The 16,255-nt window shown below is 67.4% G+C and carries 13 protein-coding genes and 1 pseudogene; 2 read left to right on the top strand and 12 right to left on the bottom strand.

The window, feature by feature from the left end; genetic code table 11:
• The 4 genes and pseudogenes from RZR99_RS07330 to RZR99_RS07345 all read right to left on the bottom strand — a co-directional run.
• A pseudogene (locus RZR99_RS07330) lies at window positions 1-448 on the bottom strand (hypothetical protein); the annotation flags it as partial.
• Window positions 445-1,983: an aminodeoxychorismate synthase component I gene (pabB, locus tag RZR99_RS07335; protein WP_323119081.1), complete on the bottom strand. Its 1,539-nt coding sequence runs from the start codon at window positions 1,981-1,983 to the stop codon at window positions 445-447. The gene pabB and the pseudogene RZR99_RS07330, both read right to left, overlap by 4 nt.
• A complete protein-coding gene (locus tag RZR99_RS07340; protein WP_323119082.1) occupies window positions 1,983-2,582 on the bottom strand; it encodes an anthranilate synthase component II in 600 nt (199 codons plus the stop codon). The genes pabB and RZR99_RS07340 overlap by 1 nt, the downstream gene beginning before the upstream one ends.
• 12 nt (window positions 2,583-2,594) lie before the next feature.
• Window positions 2,595-3,557: a diiron oxygenase gene (locus tag RZR99_RS07345; RefSeq protein ID WP_323119083.1), complete on the bottom strand. Its 963-nt coding sequence runs from the start codon at window positions 3,555-3,557 to the stop codon at window positions 2,595-2,597.
• Window positions 3,558-3,787: 230 nt separating this feature from the next.
• Between RZR99_RS07345 and RZR99_RS07350 the strand changes: the two genes are divergently transcribed.
• The gene (locus tag RZR99_RS07350; protein WP_323119084.1) at window positions 3,788-4,915 is read left to right on the top strand and encodes a 3-deoxy-7-phosphoheptulonate synthase; all 1,128 of its coding nucleotides are present in this window, start codon (window positions 3,788-3,790) and stop codon (window positions 4,913-4,915) included.
• A gap of 903 nt (window positions 4,916-5,818) precedes the next feature.
• On the opposite strand, the gene RZR99_RS07355 is transcribed toward RZR99_RS07350, so the two are convergent.
• Window positions 5,819-6,868, bottom strand: a complete 1,050-nt coding sequence (locus tag RZR99_RS07355) for an aldo/keto reductase (protein ID WP_323119085.1) — start codon at window positions 6,866-6,868, stop codon at window positions 5,819-5,821.
• A 303-nt stretch (window positions 6,869-7,171) separates the two neighbouring features.
• Here RZR99_RS07355 and RZR99_RS07360 point away from each other — a divergent pair, with 303 nt between their 5' ends.
• On the top strand, window positions 7,172-8,530 hold the full coding sequence (locus tag RZR99_RS07360) for an aspartate aminotransferase family protein (RefSeq protein ID WP_323119086.1): 1,359 nt from the start codon (window positions 7,172-7,174) through the stop codon (window positions 8,528-8,530).
• 282 nt (window positions 8,531-8,812) lie between these two features.
• Here RZR99_RS07360 and RZR99_RS07365 read toward each other — a convergent pair whose 3' ends face one another.
• From RZR99_RS07365 to RZR99_RS07395, 7 genes are all read right to left on the bottom strand, one after another.
• A complete protein-coding gene (locus RZR99_RS07365) occupies window positions 8,813-9,202 on the bottom strand; it encodes a hypothetical protein (protein ID WP_323119087.1) in 390 nt (129 codons plus the stop codon).
• Between the two features lie 68 nt (window positions 9,203-9,270).
• Window positions 9,271-10,953, bottom strand: a complete 1,683-nt coding sequence (locus RZR99_RS07370; protein ID WP_407655415.1) for a S10 family serine carboxypeptidase-like protein — start codon at window positions 10,951-10,953, stop codon at window positions 9,271-9,273.
• Window positions 10,954-11,022: 69 nt separating this feature from the next.
• Window positions 11,023-11,265: a hypothetical protein gene (locus RZR99_RS07375; RefSeq protein ID WP_323119089.1), complete on the bottom strand. Its 243-nt coding sequence runs from the start codon at window positions 11,263-11,265 to the stop codon at window positions 11,023-11,025.
• A 249-nt stretch (window positions 11,266-11,514) separates the two neighbouring features.
• Window positions 11,515-12,009 carry a GNAT family N-acetyltransferase gene (locus RZR99_RS07380; RefSeq protein WP_323119090.1) on the bottom strand — a complete coding sequence of 165 codons (495 nt, stop codon included), beginning with the start codon at window positions 12,007-12,009 and terminating at the stop codon, window positions 11,515-11,517.
• Window positions 12,010-12,293: 284 nt separating this feature from the next.
• Entirely contained in the window at window positions 12,294-12,944 is a 651-nt protein-coding gene (locus tag RZR99_RS07385; RefSeq protein ID WP_323119091.1) for a DUF2894 domain-containing protein, read from the bottom strand.
• Window positions 12,937-13,584, bottom strand: coding sequence for an OmpA family protein (locus RZR99_RS07390; protein ID WP_323119092.1), 648 nt, complete (start codon window positions 13,582-13,584; stop codon window positions 12,937-12,939). Before RZR99_RS07390 ends, RZR99_RS07385 begins: the two co-directional genes overlap by 8 nt.
• Window positions 13,581-16,244 (bottom strand): DUF802 domain-containing protein, encoded by a 2,664-nt coding sequence (locus RZR99_RS07395; protein ID WP_323119093.1) that lies wholly within the window; start codon window positions 16,242-16,244, stop codon window positions 13,581-13,583. Before RZR99_RS07395 ends, RZR99_RS07390 begins: the two co-directional genes overlap by 4 nt.
• Window positions 16,245-16,255 lie beyond the last annotated feature (11 nt).

Here is a 16,255-nt window from a genome sequence, read left to right on the forward strand (position 1 = left end):
CGCCGCCATAAACGACGGTCGCGACCGGACGCCCGCGCGGATCGAGATCGCCCGAGAACATCGGATTGATGCCCGCGATTTCCCGATCGGTACGCGCATCGCCCATCCGTTCGAGCAGGTCGGCAAACGGCGCCTTGATCGACAGCGTCTCGATCAGCGCGCAGTCCGGTCCGGCAAATTCCAGCAGTCGCGGCAGCGCATCGGCAAGCAGCTCCAGCGAGATCGCACACACGATCGCGTCGGCGTGCCTCAAGGCATCGATCGCTGCCGGGCTCGGCGCGAGGATATCCGTCTCGATCCAGTCGACGCCGGCGGCGTCATGGCCCGCGCGCAGGTCCACGCAGTCCACGTGTTTGCCGTCGGTCCGCAACAGGCGTGCGATCATGCCGCCCATGCTGCCGGCGGCGCCGACCACCACATATCGTTCGAACATGGTGTCCCGTGTCATGCGTCGCTCCCCCTCAGAAATTCGATCGCTTCGATCAGATTGCGCGCCTTGACCATCGTTTCGACGAACTCATCCTCCGGATCCGACAGCGCGGTCAGCGCGCCGCCGACCCCGAAACGCGCCTGTCCGGGCAGCACCGCCAACGAACGGATCACGATGTTCAGGTCGCACGCGCCGGATAGTCCGAACCAGCCGAACGCGCCGGAATAGATGCCGCGCGGCCCCGCTTCGAGCCGATCGATGATCTCCATCGTGCGGATCTTCGGCGCGCCCGTCATCGAACCGCCCGGGAACGCCGCGCGCACGCACTCGAGCGTCGACACGTTCGGCTTCAACGCCCCCGAGATGGTCGAGACGAGCTGGTGCACATGCGAATAGGTTTCGACATCGAACAGCTTGGGGACGTCGACCGACGAGAGTTCGCACACGCGTCCGAGATCGTTGCGCAACAGGTCGACGATCATCAGGTTTTCCGCGCGATCCTTTTCGCTGGCGAGCAGATCGTCGACCTGCAGGCGATCCTCGTCGGGCGTCGCGCCGCGCGGGCGCGTGCCCTTGATCGGCTTCGCCTCGACGCGCCGGTCGCGACTCACGCTGATGAAGCGCTCCGGGGATGCGCTCAGCAAATGGAGATCGCCCGCCCGGAAGAACCCCGCGTGCGGCGCCGGCGAGCATCGCCGCAACACGCGATAGAGTTCGAGTGGATCGAAATCGGGTACGAATTCGATCGTGTTCGTCAGGCAGACCTCGTAGGTTTCGCCGTCGACGATTTCCTTCAGCGCGTCGCGAATCCGGTCGATATAGCTCGCACGCGGATGGCGAATGCGCGCGTGGCGCGCGATCCATGCCTCGACCGCTTCGATCGACATGCGTGCACGGCGCGGTGCGGCGGCCGGTGCGGCCGCCGGACGGGCGACCACCTGCTCGGCGGCCGCCAGCCAGTCGCTCGCATCCCGCTGCGCCGTGGACGGCCCCGCCTGCGCGCCGTCGGCGCTCGCGGGCACCAGGTGCAACAAATAGGTCCGTCGCGCGACGTGATCGATCGCGACGAGACGCCCGGCGAACATGAACACGGCAGCCGGTTCATCGCTCGCATGCGCGTCTTCGCCGCCCGACTCGGCCTTCAGTTCGTACCCGAGATAACCGACATAACCGCCGTCGAAGCCGAACGGCAGCCCCTGAGCGCCTTCGATGCGACAGGCGGCGATCCGGTCGGCCAGATAATCGAAGAAGCTGGGCGCGATGCCGGACGACATGCCGGCGTCGGTCTCGACTTCCACGCAACGGGTCGCCAGGTCGTAACGGAGCACTTCGGCGCCGGGTGCGTGCGCGTCGCCGACAAACGAGAATCGCGAAAAGCCGTCCCTGACCACGCTGCTCTCGAGAAGAAACGCGTTACGGCTCTTGCCGAACAGCGCATCGAATACGTCGAGCGGATCGGGACAGGCGTCAACGGCGCGCCATTCGGCACGAAACACCGATGCCGCGACCGTCGGCGCCGAAGCGGCGGACAGAGCGTGATGATCCGCATGCATCAGTGCACCTCCCGGCCGGTACGATGCGCGACCGCGATATCGCGGAAGTTCCGCAACAACGCCTTGCCAGCCTGCGTGCAGATCGATTCGGGATGAAACTGGATGCCGTGCAACGGGCGGTTCAGGTGACGGATGCCGTGGATCATGCCACCCGCGCCCCACGCCGTGACGACGAACGGGTCGCGCACCGCCTTGACTACCAGCGAGTGGTACCGCACAACCGACAGATCGGTCGGCAGCCCGGCGAATACGCCGCGATTGTCGTGCTGGATAACGCTGATGCGCCCATGCACCGGCTCGTCGGCATGCACGACGTCCATGCCGTGCATCTGCGCCATGCACTGATGACCCAGGCACACGCCAAGGACAGGCACGCGCGCCCGCTGGATGACCTCCACGCTGGCGCCGACGTCGCCGGCGGTCTCGGGATGGCCGGGCCCGGGCGAGATGATGATGCAGTCGTAGCGATCGAGATCGATCTCGTCCGGTTCGACCGTGTTCAGGACGACGTCCGGCTCCTCGCCGCAGACCTCGCCCATGTACTGGAACAGGTTGTAGGTGAAGGAATCGAAGTTGTCGACGATCAGGGTATTGAACATGGCCGCGTCTCCTTATTGGAACGGGTAGCCGTGGGCTGCGAACGCGCCTCGCACGTCATCGCGATCCAGGATGCCGAACGTCTTCATGAGGCGGAAAAGGCGCGTCTTCGTCCGGGTCGACAACGTCGCATGATTGCTCAGGTAGGTGCCCTGCGTATCGTCGAGAATCCGTTGCAGATCGCCGCTCGAGAAGCCGCACGCGCTCAGCATCTCGCGTTCGAATACGCGATGCGGATCGATGCCGAGGAAGTCGTCGAGGAAGGCCGGCAGCAAGGTCCCGAACGTCGTCTGCGTCGTGTCGTCGAGCTGCGCCCAGAGCACCTTCATCAGATCGTTGAAATAGTTCGAGTGCCGACCCTCGTCCGCCACGTGATCGGTCATCAGCGTGATGTAGGACTTCGTCAGCTCCTTTTCTCGACCCATCGTCGCGATCTCGTTCGTGAGCACATTTTCCGCGAGCGTCACCGCCAGCAGCTGGAAATCCATTCGGAGCGCGGGCGGCAGCATCGCGTATGCGCGCGCCGTGGCGTCGAGCTTGCGGTTCGTCTGCGGAACCGACAGCGGCGCGATCCCGCTCTTCTCCCGCATCTGCACGATGTAATCGAGCGCCACGTGCGCGTGATAGCCCTCGTCGATGATGACGGTAAGCGCCTGCAGGCGTTTCACATCGTCGATCGCGAAGATACGGTCGTGCACCAGATCGAGACTGCACTGGATCACGAACTTCGTTTCCAGCAGACCGACCCCGTAGAGGAAACGGTACGCCGACTGCGTCAGGATGAACGACCTGATCTCCTTGTCACGCGCCGCCACGAGCGGGTGCTCGCAAACGATGCTGAGGGCGGTCGGGTAGATGAGCGCGTCGCTCGTGTAATCGGGCACGATGATGCGCGGCGTGTAGCGCACCGTCGCTTTTTCGTACCACGCACTGATGGCGCCGTCCGGCGCCGGGTGAATGTCGTGTGTCTGGTTCATCGGCGGTTCCTGAGATGCGACGTTGACTCGACTTAGCGAAGACCGGCCGTATTAAACGAGACCGCGACGATGCTGTGACCTATCAGCTCTGATAGGTCGGCTACCCAGGCCCGCGCGAAAGCGCTCCGGACGCGGCGGCCGGCACACCTAGCGGAACTGATAGTGTCGACGTCATCGGCGCACTGCTATAAAACGGCTCACTTCATGTCCCTACCCGAGAGGCAGGTCCGATGCGCATCGATACTCGTCACACGGCATCCGTCGCGACGCACTTCCCGTCGCCGGCCGAAGTCATCGCCGAACTGCCCTGCACCGCTGACGCGGCGCACACCATCGCGCAAGGCCGGCGCGCGGCGGCCGACATCGTCGGCGGCACATCGGACCGGCTGCTCGCGATCGTCGGACCCTGCTCGATCCACGACACCCACGCGGCGCTCGCTTACGCACGCGCGCTGGCCGATGCACGCCATGCTTTCGCCGACGACCTGGAAATCGTCATGCGTGTCTACTTCGAGAAGCCGCGCACCACCGTGGGATGGAAGGGCTTGATCAACGATCCCCATCTGGACGGGAGCCATCGAATCGATCAAGGCATCCGCATCGCGCGCGCACTGCTTCTCGACGTCAATTCGCTCGGCGTCCCCGCTGCCACCGAATTCCTCGATCCCTATTCGTCGGCCTACCTTGCGGATCTCATCGCGTGGGGCGCGATCGGTGCGCGGACGACCGAATCGCAGATCCATCGTGAGATCGCGTCGAACTTGCCGATGCCGATGGGCTTCAAGAACGGCACCGACGGCAACGCCCAGATCGCGATCGACGCCATCCGCGCGGCGGCGCACGCTCACCGGTTCGTATCGATCAACGCGGACGGACGCGTGCATATCGCGTCATCTCGGGGCAACGCGCTCGGTCACGTCGTACTGCGCGGCGGACGGGAGCCCAACTACGACGCGGCAAGCATCGCCGATGCGCTCGACCGGCTGCGCGCCGCGAATTTGCGCGAGCGGCTCGTGATCGATGCGAGTCATGCGAACGCATCGCGGCAGTACCGCAATCAGGTCGGCGTGTGCGCGAACATCGGCGCGCAGATCGCGAGCGGATCGCATGGCATCGCCGGCGTGATGATCGAATCGAATCTGGTGGAAGGCCGTCAGAATCTCGCCGCCGACGGCGTTCTTGTTTACGGGCAAAGCATTACCGACGGCTGTCTGTCGATCGGCACGACCCTCGACACGCTTGCTCAGCTGGCACAGGCGGTCAGGGCGCGTCGCGCCGGACAGGCGGAATCCGGCGCGTCGGCACCGCATGCCGCGACGGCATTGGACACGGCAGAACAGCGAGCCATCGCGGTCTAGACGCCGCGATGGCTCCTTTCGACGGGTGGCCGGGACACACGCTCGGCGACGCTCGACGCGAAGGTGGCACGGGCACGCGGATGCCCGCCGAACCGGCCCAGCAGGTCGATGCGCACCGAGGGCGAATCACGGAATGACAGCGCCCGCTACGGGCGCGCGCGGTGCAGGATTTCGATGCAGCGGGTACGCCGCCGAGCAAGCCGTCGGCGCATGGGGGGCGCGGCACGCCAAGCTCGGTGAACGGATCCTTGGCGCGCGTCTTTTTGGAAGAGGCACCGGGCAACGCGACATTGCCGGGCGTCAAGCACATCGGCCATGCGGATGCGCTTCCGGTTTCGCTGCAAGCACGGCGGCCTTGGCGTCGCGATGCCGACGGCGGCCGGCGAGACAGGCAGGTTGGTTGGTTGCCGATGCAACCGAGATCGTCGAACCCGGCGTGGGGGGGGTTCGCCGGCGACGCGCTCGCGACGACCGGTTCGGGAGCGGCACGAGAACGGCCGCCGGCACGTTCAGCCGCATGGGTACCGAGGTGCCTCGCTGCAAACCGGGCATGCGCCGACGTCACGCATGGGGTGAGATCCCGCCGGATTTGCCGTGCGGATCAACCCGCGCGCCGGCGCTCGATCGGCGGCATCCCGCCGGGCGCCGCCGCGACGGCGACATTGTCCGGGCCTGCCTGCCGCCCCGGCCGGTCGTTAAAATCGGCGCATGATGCGAAGCTTTCCCGTTCGACGGCCGGCGCGGGACCGCGCGTCACGAAGTCGCGGCGGGTCCTGACTGGCATCGCCGCGCGCAATCCGGCACCGGGCCTGTTCGTCGATCGCGCGAAGCCATGCACCCGGGCAACCCGCCGGATGCGCGCACGCGGCGGACCGGCCGCGCATCCCGGTCCGCCACGCCGGCTTACCCTTGCCCCGGCTCCTGAAGTTGCTTGCGCCGATACTCGCCTTGCCGCGCGAGCATCCAGGCGGGATACTCGGCCGGCAGCGCGCTGACCGCATTCAGCGCGGCCAGTTCGTCGCCGGTCAGTTGCACGGCGGTCGCGGCGATATTGTCCGCGAGCTGCTCGGGACGCTTCGCGCCGATGATCACGCTCGTCACCACCTCCTGATGCAGCAGCCAGGCGAGCGCGATCTGCGCGACCGACACGCCGCGCGGTTCGGCGATCGTCCGCATCGCATCGATCACGCCATAGGCGCGATCGAGATCGACCGGCGGAAAATCGAACGTGGTCCGCCGCGCACCCGTGTCGGTCGCGCCGTCCCGGCCGTACTTGCCGCTCAGCAGCCCGCCCGCGAGCGGGCTCCACACCAGCAGCCCGACCCGTTCGCTCTGCAGCATCGGCACCAGTTCGCGCTCGAGGTCGCGGCCGGCGATCGTGTAGTACGCCTGCAGCGATTCGAAGCGCGCGAAGCCGCGCCGCTCGGCGATGCCGAGCGCCTTCATGATTTGCCACGCGGCCCAGTTCGATACGCCGATATAGCGCACGTGTCCTTGCTGCACCAGCGTATCGAGCGCGGCCAGCGTCTCTTCGATCGGCGTCGCCGTGTCGAAGCCGTGCACCTGGTAGAGATCGATGTGATCGAGCTGCAGCCGCGCGAGGCTCGCCTTGATCCCGTCCATGATGTGGTAGCGCGACAGGCCCCGCGAATTGGCGGACCGCAGGCCGGTTTCGCCGAACACCTTGGTCGCGACCACGACGTTCTCGCGCGGAACCTTCAGGTTCTTGAGCGCCTGACCGGTGATGATCTCCGAGCGGCCTTCCGAGTACACGTCGGCGGTGTCGATGAAATTGATGCCCGCATCCAGCGCGCTGCCGACCAGCCGCTCCGCGTCCGCCTGCTGCACGTTGCCGATCTGGCTCCAGATCGCGCCCTCTCCGCCGAACGTCATCGTGCCGAGGCACAGCTCCGAGACGAACAGACCGGTATTGCCGAATTTTCTGTAACGCATGAGTCTCGACTCCATCGCAAAGGTTTCGCCGCGCGCCGGCGCGCCGTTCCAGAGCGGCGCGCTCGCGCAAACGAGCGCACGGCCTTGCGGAACAGCGCCCCGCGCGGCCCGATGCGTTGGAGCCGATTATGCGATCGGCGGCCCGCGTAGCGAATACCCGATTCTCGCTGTTTGCTGCCTATTCCTCTGAATCGCGCAAGAACGACCGGTGTCGGGCACGAGCCGTCCGCCGCGCCCGCGAGGGTCGACCGAGACGGCCGGATATGCGAAGCTTTTGTGACTGTCGTCCTTCAGGAGTCACGCTTGGCTACTCGTCACGGAATCGATCCGGTGCGCGCCCGCGCCCTGTTTAAGCGCGAGCGCGACGCGTTCGGGCAGGCCATGCCCAAATCGCGCGCGCTGTCCGCCGACGCCGCGCGGCATCTGCTGTTCGGCGTGCCGCTGCACTGGATGCAGGATTGGTCGACGCCGTTCCCGCTCTATGTCGATCACGCGCACGGTGCCCATTTCACCGACGTCGATGGCCATTGCTACGCGGACTTCTGTCTCGGCGATACCGGCGCGATGTTCGGGCACGCCCCCGCCCCGGTCGCCCGCGCCCTTGCGCGACAGTCGACGCGCGGCTACACCACGATGCTGCCGAGCGAGGACGCCGCGTGGGTCGCCGCGGAACTGGCGCGGCGGTTCCGGCTGCCGTACTGGCAGTTCGCGCTGAGCGCGAGCGACGCGAACCGCTTCGTGCTGCGCTGGGCGCGCGCGGTCACCGGACGCACGCGGATCGTCGTGTTCAACGGCTGCTATCACGGCACGGTCGACGACGTGTTCGTCGATCTCGTCGACGGCCGGCCGGTGCAGCGCGACAGCCTGCTCGGCCAGGCGCACGATCTGCTCGCCCATACCCGCGTCGTCGAGTTCAACGATCTCGACGCGCTCGAAGCCGCGCTGAAGGAAGGCGACGTCGCCTGCGTGCTCGCCGAGCCGGCGATGACGAACATCGGCATGGTGCTGCCCGAGCCGGGCTACTGGCGCGACGCACAGGCGCTGGCGCGCCGCCACGGCACGCTGCTCGTTCTCGACGAAACCCACACGATCAGCAGCGGCCCGGGCGGCTATGCGGTCGCGCACGGGCTCGAACCGGACCTGCTGGTGCTGGGCAAACCGATCGCCGGCGGCATGCCGTGCGCCGTCTACGGTTTCAGCGCCGAGTTCGCGGAGCGCGCGCGGCACGCAAAGGCCAGCGCGCCGCCCGGGCATTCCGGCATCGGCACGACGCTCACCGCGAACATGCTGGCGATGCACGCGATGCGCGCCACGCTCGCGGACGTGATGACGGACGCCGCGTACGCGCACATGTTCGCGCTGTCGGCGCGTCTTGCCGCCGGTCTCGAACAGACTATCGCCCGGCATCGGCTGCCGTGGTGCGTGACGCGGATCGGCGCGCGCACCGAGTTCCAGTTCGCGCCCGCCCCGCCGCGCAACGGCACGATCGCCGGCGCGCAGCTCGACGGCGAACTGGAGCAGGTCGTGCATCTCTATCTGCTGAATCGCGGGGTATCGATCACGCCGTTCCACAACATGATGCTGGCGTGCCCGCAGACAGCCGAGGCGGATGTCGATCTGCTGGTGCGGCAATTCGATGCGTGTATCGGGGAGATCGTCTGAGGCGTCGGAAAACGCGCGGTCGATGCGGATGCGCGAGTGCGATGCGATGCGATGAAGACGGACGGATCGCGCTTCGCTTCGGGGCCGGGCGCCGCCGCTCGAGGCGGTACCGCGTCGGTCGAATCGCCGGCCATCGCGCGAAGCGGGTCGACTTGCCGCCGGGGTCGAATGACGGCGCCTTCGCCGCACCGCCGTCTTCTTGCGCCGAGGGTTCCGTCGCGACGTCCCTCGATCCCGGCGCGGCCGTTCGCGGGCGGGCTCCGGAGAACCCGCCCGCTCACCTCATTGCTGCTGCTGAATGAATTGCTGTACCTGCTTGAGCGTGACCTTGCCGGCATGCGCGGTATCGATGGCGTCGAAGTGCTGCGCGACGAAACCGAGGCCGCTCGCTTGCGCATCGGCCTTCGTGATCGCGCCGCCGTTCGCCAGCGTGCTGTTCGCGCCGAGGCTGGCGGCGAGCCGGCTTTGGGCCTGCTGCTGCAGATCGGCGCCCGTGGTGGCCGAAGCGGGTGCGGCGATGGCCTTGTGCGGGAAGAACGGGCCGTCGACGCCGCCGCCCATCGGCGGTGTCGCGGGTGCCACGGCTTGCTGCGACGCAGCGCACGCGCTGCTCGCGACCGCGGCCAGGATCAACAAGGGCGTGATGCGCCGCAGTGACAGGATCTTGGACATGACGTTTCTCGTATCGAAGTAATGAAGCGCACGGGCCGCGCGCGGCGGCGCCGTGCTGCGGTGTCGGATCAGCGGGCGGCCGCGAGCGCCGTCGGCGTGCCGGCCGGCTTTTCGTCCGGCCACGGCGACGGCAACTGCGCGAGCGACAGCGCGGTCGCGATCGGCTTGCTTTGATAATAGGACACGAGATCGTCCCGCATCGCCGGCCGGGCCACGTCGTCCAGATAGATCATGTGTCCGCCCTGGTAGAACGTCATCTGCAGGCTCGGGTTAAGACCCGGCACCGTCTGCAGCCGCGCGAGTTCCTTTTCGGTTTCGAAGTACGGCGTCGCGAGATCGTGATAGCCGTTCAACGACAGCACCCTCAGCTTCGGATTCAGCTGCAGCGCGGCCAGCAGATCCGGAATCGTATCCGGGGACGCCTGGCCGCCGTGGCTGAAATTCCACACGCCGATGATCGAGTTGTTCAACGTCTGATACGTCGCATTCGGCGCGGTGTAGCCGAGATAAGCCGGCATCTGCGACGCGAGCGCCGTCGTGAACGGCTGCGTGATCAGGATGTCCGACGGATCGTTGTCGCTCGCGAGACGCGGATCGCTGTTCGGCAGCGACACGCGGCCGTCGTAGCGGCCGATCGTATAGCCGGGCACGAGCGTCGTCTGGCCGGGCGAGGCCTCGGTGTCGTAGAAGTACTGGAAGAACGCGCTCAGCGAAGCCGTCGTCATGTTCGTCTGCGCGGACCACGCGGCGAGCGTGTTCGCATCCGGCGAGGTCGGCGCGGACGCCGTCGAGTACTGAACGATCTGCGCGTACTGCGCGGTCGTGAAGCTCTGCATCTGCTGCGCATACGCGCCGAGATTCGTCGGCGACGGCGACACCTGGTTGAAGTACGCCGCGACCTGCGCGTACGACGGCAGCGATCCGGCGGCCTGATCGCCGTTGGACGCCATGTAGTTGAGGATCGACGATTGCAACACGATACCGGTCAGATTGACGCCCGCCGATTCGAGCGACAGCGCGAGCATGTCCGTGCGCGGCGTGCCGTACGATTCGCCGTACAGGTAGATCGGCGAGCTGGCGCGGCTGTTCACGCTCAGGTAGCGGCGAACGAAGTCGCGCATCACCTGCACGTCGGGATCCGAGCCCCAGAACGTCTTGTTCGTGTTCGGCTGGATCGCTTCGGACAGGCCGGTGCCGGGCGGATCGACGTAGACCAGATCGGTGGTGGCGATCAGGCTTTCCTGGTTGTCGACCAGCGGGAAGTTCGGCCAGCCCGTCATCAGCGGATCGGGTGTCGCGACGCGCGTGGGCGCGAACGAGCCGAGCCGCAGCCATATCGACGAAGAGCCCGGCCCGCCGTTGTAGATGAACGTGACGGGGCGAGGCGAGCCGTCCGCGCTCGGCGCGGTGTACGCGACGTAGGACATCGTCGCCTCCGCGTTGCCGCTCGGATCGGAGGCGGTCAAATGCCCGGTGGTGGTGGTGTAGTTGACGGTGGTGCCGCCGGAAGACCACGTGTGATGCATCACGGCGGCGTTTTCCGAGACCTGCGACGCGGGCAGGCTGTCGCCGGCGTTCGGGGAGTAAGCGACATTGTCGGCATAAGGCTGATCGGGCGGCGGTGGCGTCGTGCTCGTGCCGTCGCCGCCGCATCCTGCCAGCGCGAGCATGCCCAGCGCCAGCATCGTCCCTCCCATCGCCCGGGCTTGTCGGCCACGCCCGGCTCTCTTCATGAAATTCTTATCTTTCATTTTTATCCATTCGCCTTTCAGATTAACGACAATCCGTTTCGTAAAATGCAACTCATTTAGTTAAAATCACTAAATAAATGACATTTTCATTACTGCGCCTTGGCTGATCGGCGCAGTCTGGGCGAGATCGTAGAAACTCAAAATCCATGCGTCAACAACGAAAGTGTGTTGAGCGCGTGAATTCGCGGGCGCGGAATTCAATTCGTCGAATCGAAGATCGCTCGTCACCGGGGAAACAGGATCGCGATGTCGCGGCGTCCGGAGCGAGCCGCGCAGGCCCGGCGGCCGTTGCGCGCCGGCGGTCGGGTGCATGCCGCGGCTATCCGGTGTGCACCCGCAGCATTCGCGCACCGCACGTTGGTCGATAGGTCACGGATCGAGGGAACGCCCCGGTTGGCGTCGTCGTGAGCGGTGGGCGCATGAGCGGCGCGGCGTGGACGATCCGCCTGATCGACGACAAGCATCCCATACGGATGGATGAAGCGTTCGCCACGCCGTAGTCCGTATTCTTTCCGACAGGGCGTCGGCGGCTACGCGCGCCTCATGCCCCGCTTTCCGCGGTCATTCATCAGCCAGGGATTTTCGCATTCTGATGTCCGTCGCGCGATAGCCCAGCCCTTCATACAACGCTTGAGCACCCGAGTTATGCGCAAAGACGTGCAGCTCGATAGCCGACAGATTCAGATTGCCGGCAAAACCTTCCAGCGCCTGAAAAGCCAGCGTTGCATAACCTCGTCGTCGGTATTGCGGATACACGCAAACATCGTAGACAAATCCACGGCGCCGCCCCGCCTGATGCTCGACGGCCAGCCACAGCACACCGACTTCGGAACCGGCGTCCGGCACGTGAATCTCGAGGAGATAGTGATCCGGTGTCGCAATCCCGTCCGGAAGCAATCTCGCGAACTGCTTGCGTGAGAGATCCATCGCATCGGCCGCCGGCCATTCTCCGGAGCGAATATTTTCTTCCGCATAAGCAGTCACGGCGTGGCCGAGATACCGCTCGAATGCCGCCTGCGACATCAGTACCAGAGTCTGCATGTCTGTCTCCCGCAAGAATTGACGAGCCCGGACAGTATAGAGACATGCGGTTCATGCAAAAAAACGCGCCTCGGCGCATTCGCCCCAATCAGCTCGATGGAAGCCGACGAGTAGGATCCGTCGTCCCGCCTCGCGGCACATCGGGAGATGCGCGGATGCGTTGCACGGCCGAGCCGCCGTTCCGCCGCTTGAAGCGCGGTCCGCCGCATCGGCTCGCGCGTCGGCCGACCCGATGCGATCTTCATCGCTTGATCGACGTTGCATCGATCGCCGAGTGTCTTCGATGGCCCGAACCAGGGCTAGCGCGATGCGCCCCGCGCCCCTTTCCGGGTACTCCCGGCACGCGGTGCCTCCTTGCCCGCCGCCGCGCCCCCGTTCATCCGCTCCAGCCACGATAGCGCATCGACATACGACAGGAATTGCTGGAAATAGCCTGGAGACAACGCGCGCATCAACGACAGCGACCGATGCACGAGACTGCTCGAATTGAGCGGACCGGCATTCGCCGGCACCTGCTCCATCGACTGGCGCAACTGCTTGTCGGCACTCACCCTCGACCAGATTTCCCGAAAATGATCGAGCGCCGGCAACTCCGGATACGCGGCGGCGCGAAGCAGGCCGTCGGCTGCCCCGCGTTCGCCGTCCCGCGCGAACCCGCGCGCGGCGACATGGTCGACCAACTCGCCGAGCGCGCCGCGCGCGGGTTCGGGCGGTACCGGCGCACCGCCCGCATCGCCGCCTTCGGCCGCCTGTTTTTCCAGATCGCCCGCATAAGCGTCGAGCAGTTCCGCCAGCCGCGCGTCCAGCCGCTGCCGCGCCGCGCCGTCATGGCGCGCCGCGCGCTGCGCCAGCGCGTCGATCAAGCGGAAACGGACCGGGTTCAGCCGGTCCGCGCCCTGGGCGCGCCACGCCTCGAGCGTCGCGCGAACGCTCGGCGCGCCGCTAGTCATGGGACTTCGCCGTCGCGGCCGACGAGCGCGGCATCGGCGCGATCTCCACGCGGCGGTTCCGCGCACGCCCCGCTTCGTCCGCATTCGAGCCCACCGGCTGTTCGGCCCCGAACGCGGCCGCGAAAACCCGCGGGGCGGGCACGCCGTCGTCGATCAGCGTGCGGGTCACGGTAAGCGCGCGCTGCGCCGACAGCTCCCAGTTGTCCGCGAAGCGGCGATTCCCGTCACGCACCTGCCGGTCGTCGGTGAAGCCGCTCACCATCAGGATCTCGTCGCGGCTCTTCAGATAGTCGGCCAGCGGTCCGGCGAGGCTTTTCAGCACATCGTGCCCCTCGGGCTGCAGCTGGTCGGAGTTCAGCGCGAACAACACGCTGCCGTTGATGCCGATGCGTCCGTTGACCAGCGTCACCCGGCCCGCCGCCAGCGGCGCCGCCAGTGCCTGCTCCAGCGTCTTGCGGCGCTGCGATTCGAGCTGCCGCTGCCGGACCTCCCGATCCAGCCGGCTCGACAGTTCGAGCTGCACGCCGACGACACCCACCAGGATCAGCACGAACGCGCCGAGCAGCACCGACATCAGGTCGCCGAACGCGGCCCAGATCGGCGCGGTCGGCTCCACGCCGCCGTCGATTTCGTCGCTCATGCGGCTTCGGCTCCGGCCGATGCCCGCCGGCCGGCGAGCTGCTGCAGATCATCGACGATCTGCTTCTGCGACAGCACGCTCAGGTCGACGACCTCGCGGGCCTGCGCGACGTAGTAGGCGAGCTGTTCGTCGCTGCGCGCGAGCGATTTGTCGAGCGCGGCTTCGATGCGCTGCAGGTGCGCCACCAGCTTGTCGTTCGATTCGCCGAACACTTGCACGGCCGCGCCGAACGCGTCGCCCAGGCTCGCCACCTCGACGGCGCTGCCGGTGACCTGCGCGGCAACCGCGCCCAGGCGGCCGGTTTCCGCCTCGATGTGATCGGTGAAGCGGGTCGCGACGCGATCGAGCAGATCCGCCGACGTGCCCACCAGCGCGTCGACCGCCGCGCGCTGCTCGGTGGACGCATGATTCACCGCGTCGAGCAGCGTCTCCAGCGTGGCCAGCAGACGGCTGCGCTCCTCCAGCATCGCGGTGTCGCGCACCATGCTGTCGGAGAGCTTCTGGCGCAGTTCGGCGACGATCTCGGCCGCGGCTCGCGGCGCCTCGGACGCGGCGGCCACGAGCCGGGCGATCTCGGCGATCGTCTCGCCGGCGTGCGCCTGCGTTTGCGCGGAGATGTCGCGCGCGGTCCGCGCGAGCGTATCGCAGACCTCCTGCTGGCGGCTCGCGGCCTGCGCGCTCGCCTGCGCCCACTCCTCGCGCAGCGCCGCGGCCATCGCGCCGAGCGTATCGGTCCACGCCGCCAGCCGCTGCTGGTCGCGCGACGCCGCTTCCGCCAGCCCGTCCGCCTGCGACTGGCCGACGCTGCGCAGCAGCGCCGCCGAATGCTGCTCGAAACTCGCCGAGGCTTGCGTCAACCCTTGCAGGCTACGGGCCGCGAGGGCTTCGCTGGCGTCGGCATGAGCCTGCGTCTGCGCCGAGATGTCGTGCGCGGTCCGCGCGAGCACGTCGCAGATCTCCTGCTGGCTGCTTGCGGCGCACGCGCTCGCCTGCGCCCACTCCTCGCGCAGCGTCGCGGCCATCGCGCCGAGCGTGTCGGTCCACGCGGCCAGCCGCTGCTGGTCGCGCGACGCCGCTTCCGCCTGCCCCTGCGCATGCGACTGGCTCACGTCGCGCAGCAGCGCCGCCGAATGCTGCCCGAAACTCGCCGCGGCCTCCGTCAGCGCGTGCTGGTTGCGGGCCGCCAGCTTCTCGTTGACCGCCTCCTGTCGCGACAGCACGTCGTTCCACGCGTCCGAAACGCGGCCCGTCGCGCCTTCCAGACGCGCGGCGACGCCCTCCACCAGGCCGGCCGCGCGCTGCTCGAACGTGTCCGCGCATCGATCCAGCGACGCACGCAAGTGGCCGGTCAGCGCGTCGCTCGCGTGCCGGTGCGCCGTCAGCGCCTGTTTGCAAAGCTCCGCGACGGTCGCGGCCGTGGCGTCGAAGCCGCTCGTCAGGCCGTCCAGCTGCCGCTGCACGGCCTGCGTGACGGCGCCATGCAGCCCGGCCGTCTCGCGGGCGAGCCCGGCCATCGTGGCCTCCACCACCGGCTGCAGCGTCGCGCTCACGGTGCGCGCGCTGTCGGCCACGCTCTCCTTCAGCGTCTGCTCGACGGATGCGGCCAGACCGGTGTAGAGCGCTTCGGTCTTGTCGTGGAAGAGAGTCTGGCTCGCCAGTTGCCGTTCGCCCAGCGCGTGATTCTGCTGCTCGAAGCGCACGTAGGCGGCTTCCGCCTTGCCGTGGAAGAGGGCCTGGCTCGCCAACTGCCGCTCGCCCAGGGCCTGGCTCTGCTGCTCGAAACGAACGTGGGCGGCTTCCGCCTTGTCGTGGAAAAGCCGCTCGCTTGCCAGCTGCCGCTCGCTCAACGCGAGGCTCAGCTGCTCGAAGCGGGTATAGGCCGCCTCGGCCTTGTCGTGGAAGAGATGCTGGCTCGCGAGCTGCCGTTCGTTCAATGCGTGGTGCTGCTGCTCCAGGCTCGTCATCATCGCCTGCAGCCGGTCGACCAGCGCGGGCATCACGTCGGCCTGCCGCCGCAGCAGCGCGAAGGTCTCGTCGCGCTGGTGAGCCCGCGAGTAGACGCGCAGATGCGTCGCGATCTTCACGTCGAGCCGTTGCGCCGCGTCGAGCCGTTCGCGCCGGCACAACGCGGACAGCAGCCCCAGCATCGCGGACGTGGCCACGCCCGCGATCGACGTGCCGAACGCGAAGCCCAGCCCTCTGACCGGCGCGGCCAGCGACGTGCGGATCGCCTGCAGGTCGGTCGCGCTATCAAGCGCGATGCCGGTGCCGCGCAGCGTCGCGACCATGCCCAGCAGCGTGCCCAGCATGCCGAGCAACACCAGCAAGCCGACCAGATACGGCGTCAGCGCCGGCCCCGGCAGGGCCACGCGTTCGCCTTCCACGCGCAGGCGCACCGCGTTGCGCAGGCTGCCGTCCAGCGGCTCCAGCCACGCACCGAGGCTCGGCGGCGGCCCGGACAGGCCCGCGACCGCCCCCGCGAGCGTCGACGTGGCCTGCTGATAGCGCCGCAGTTCGAACGCGCCCGCCGCATAGCAGGCGCCGATCAGCAGGGTGACCAGCAACGCCAGCGGGTTCGAGCCGAGATAGCCGGCGCCGATCCAGCATACGGCGGCCAGGCCGGCCAGGAAGACAACGACGTGAATGAAGTATCTGGACATGGTGTGTCTCA

It is taken from the genome of Burkholderia alba (assembly GCF_034721475.1).
Classification (GTDB): domain Bacteria; phylum Pseudomonadota; class Gammaproteobacteria; order Burkholderiales; family Burkholderiaceae; genus Burkholderia; species Burkholderia alba.

Bases quoted from the DNA above. Each gene is read 5' to 3' on its own strand.
- RZR99_RS07345 (WP_323119083.1), bottom strand. From the start codon at position 3,557: ATGAACCAGACACACGACATTCACCCGGCGCCGGACGGCGCCATCAGT.
- RZR99_RS07350 (WP_323119084.1), top strand. From the start codon at position 3,788: ATGCGCATCGATACTCGTCACACGGCATCCGTCGCGACGCACTTCCCG.
- RZR99_RS07340 (WP_323119082.1), bottom strand. From the start codon at position 2,582: ATGTTCAATACCCTGATCGTCGACAACTTCGATTCCTTCACCTACAAC.
- RZR99_RS07370 (WP_407655415.1), bottom strand. From the start codon at position 10,953: ATGAAAGATAAGAATTTCATGAAGAGAGCCGGGCGTGGCCGACAAGCC.
- RZR99_RS07375 (WP_323119089.1), bottom strand. From the start codon at position 11,265: ATGCACCCGACCGCCGGCGCGCAACGGCCGCCGGGCCTGCGCGGCTCG.
- RZR99_RS07355 (WP_323119085.1), bottom strand. From the start codon at position 6,868: ATGCGTTACAGAAAATTCGGCAATACCGGTCTGTTCGTCTCGGAGCTG.
- RZR99_RS07395 (WP_323119093.1), bottom strand. From the start codon at position 16,244: ATGTCCAGATACTTCATTCACGTCGTTGTCTTCCTGGCCGGCCTGGCC.
- pabB (WP_323119081.1), bottom strand. From the start codon at position 1,983: ATGCATGCGGATCATCACGCTCTGTCCGCCGCTTCGGCGCCGACGGTC.
- RZR99_RS07365 (WP_323119087.1), bottom strand. From the start codon at position 9,202: ATGTCCAAGATCCTGTCACTGCGGCGCATCACGCCCTTGTTGATCCTG.
- RZR99_RS07390 (WP_323119092.1), bottom strand. From the start codon at position 13,584: ATGAGCGACGAAATCGACGGCGGCGTGGAGCCGACCGCGCCGATCTGG.
- RZR99_RS07385 (WP_323119091.1), bottom strand. From the start codon at position 12,944: ATGACTAGCGGCGCGCCGAGCGTTCGCGCGACGCTCGAGGCGTGGCGC.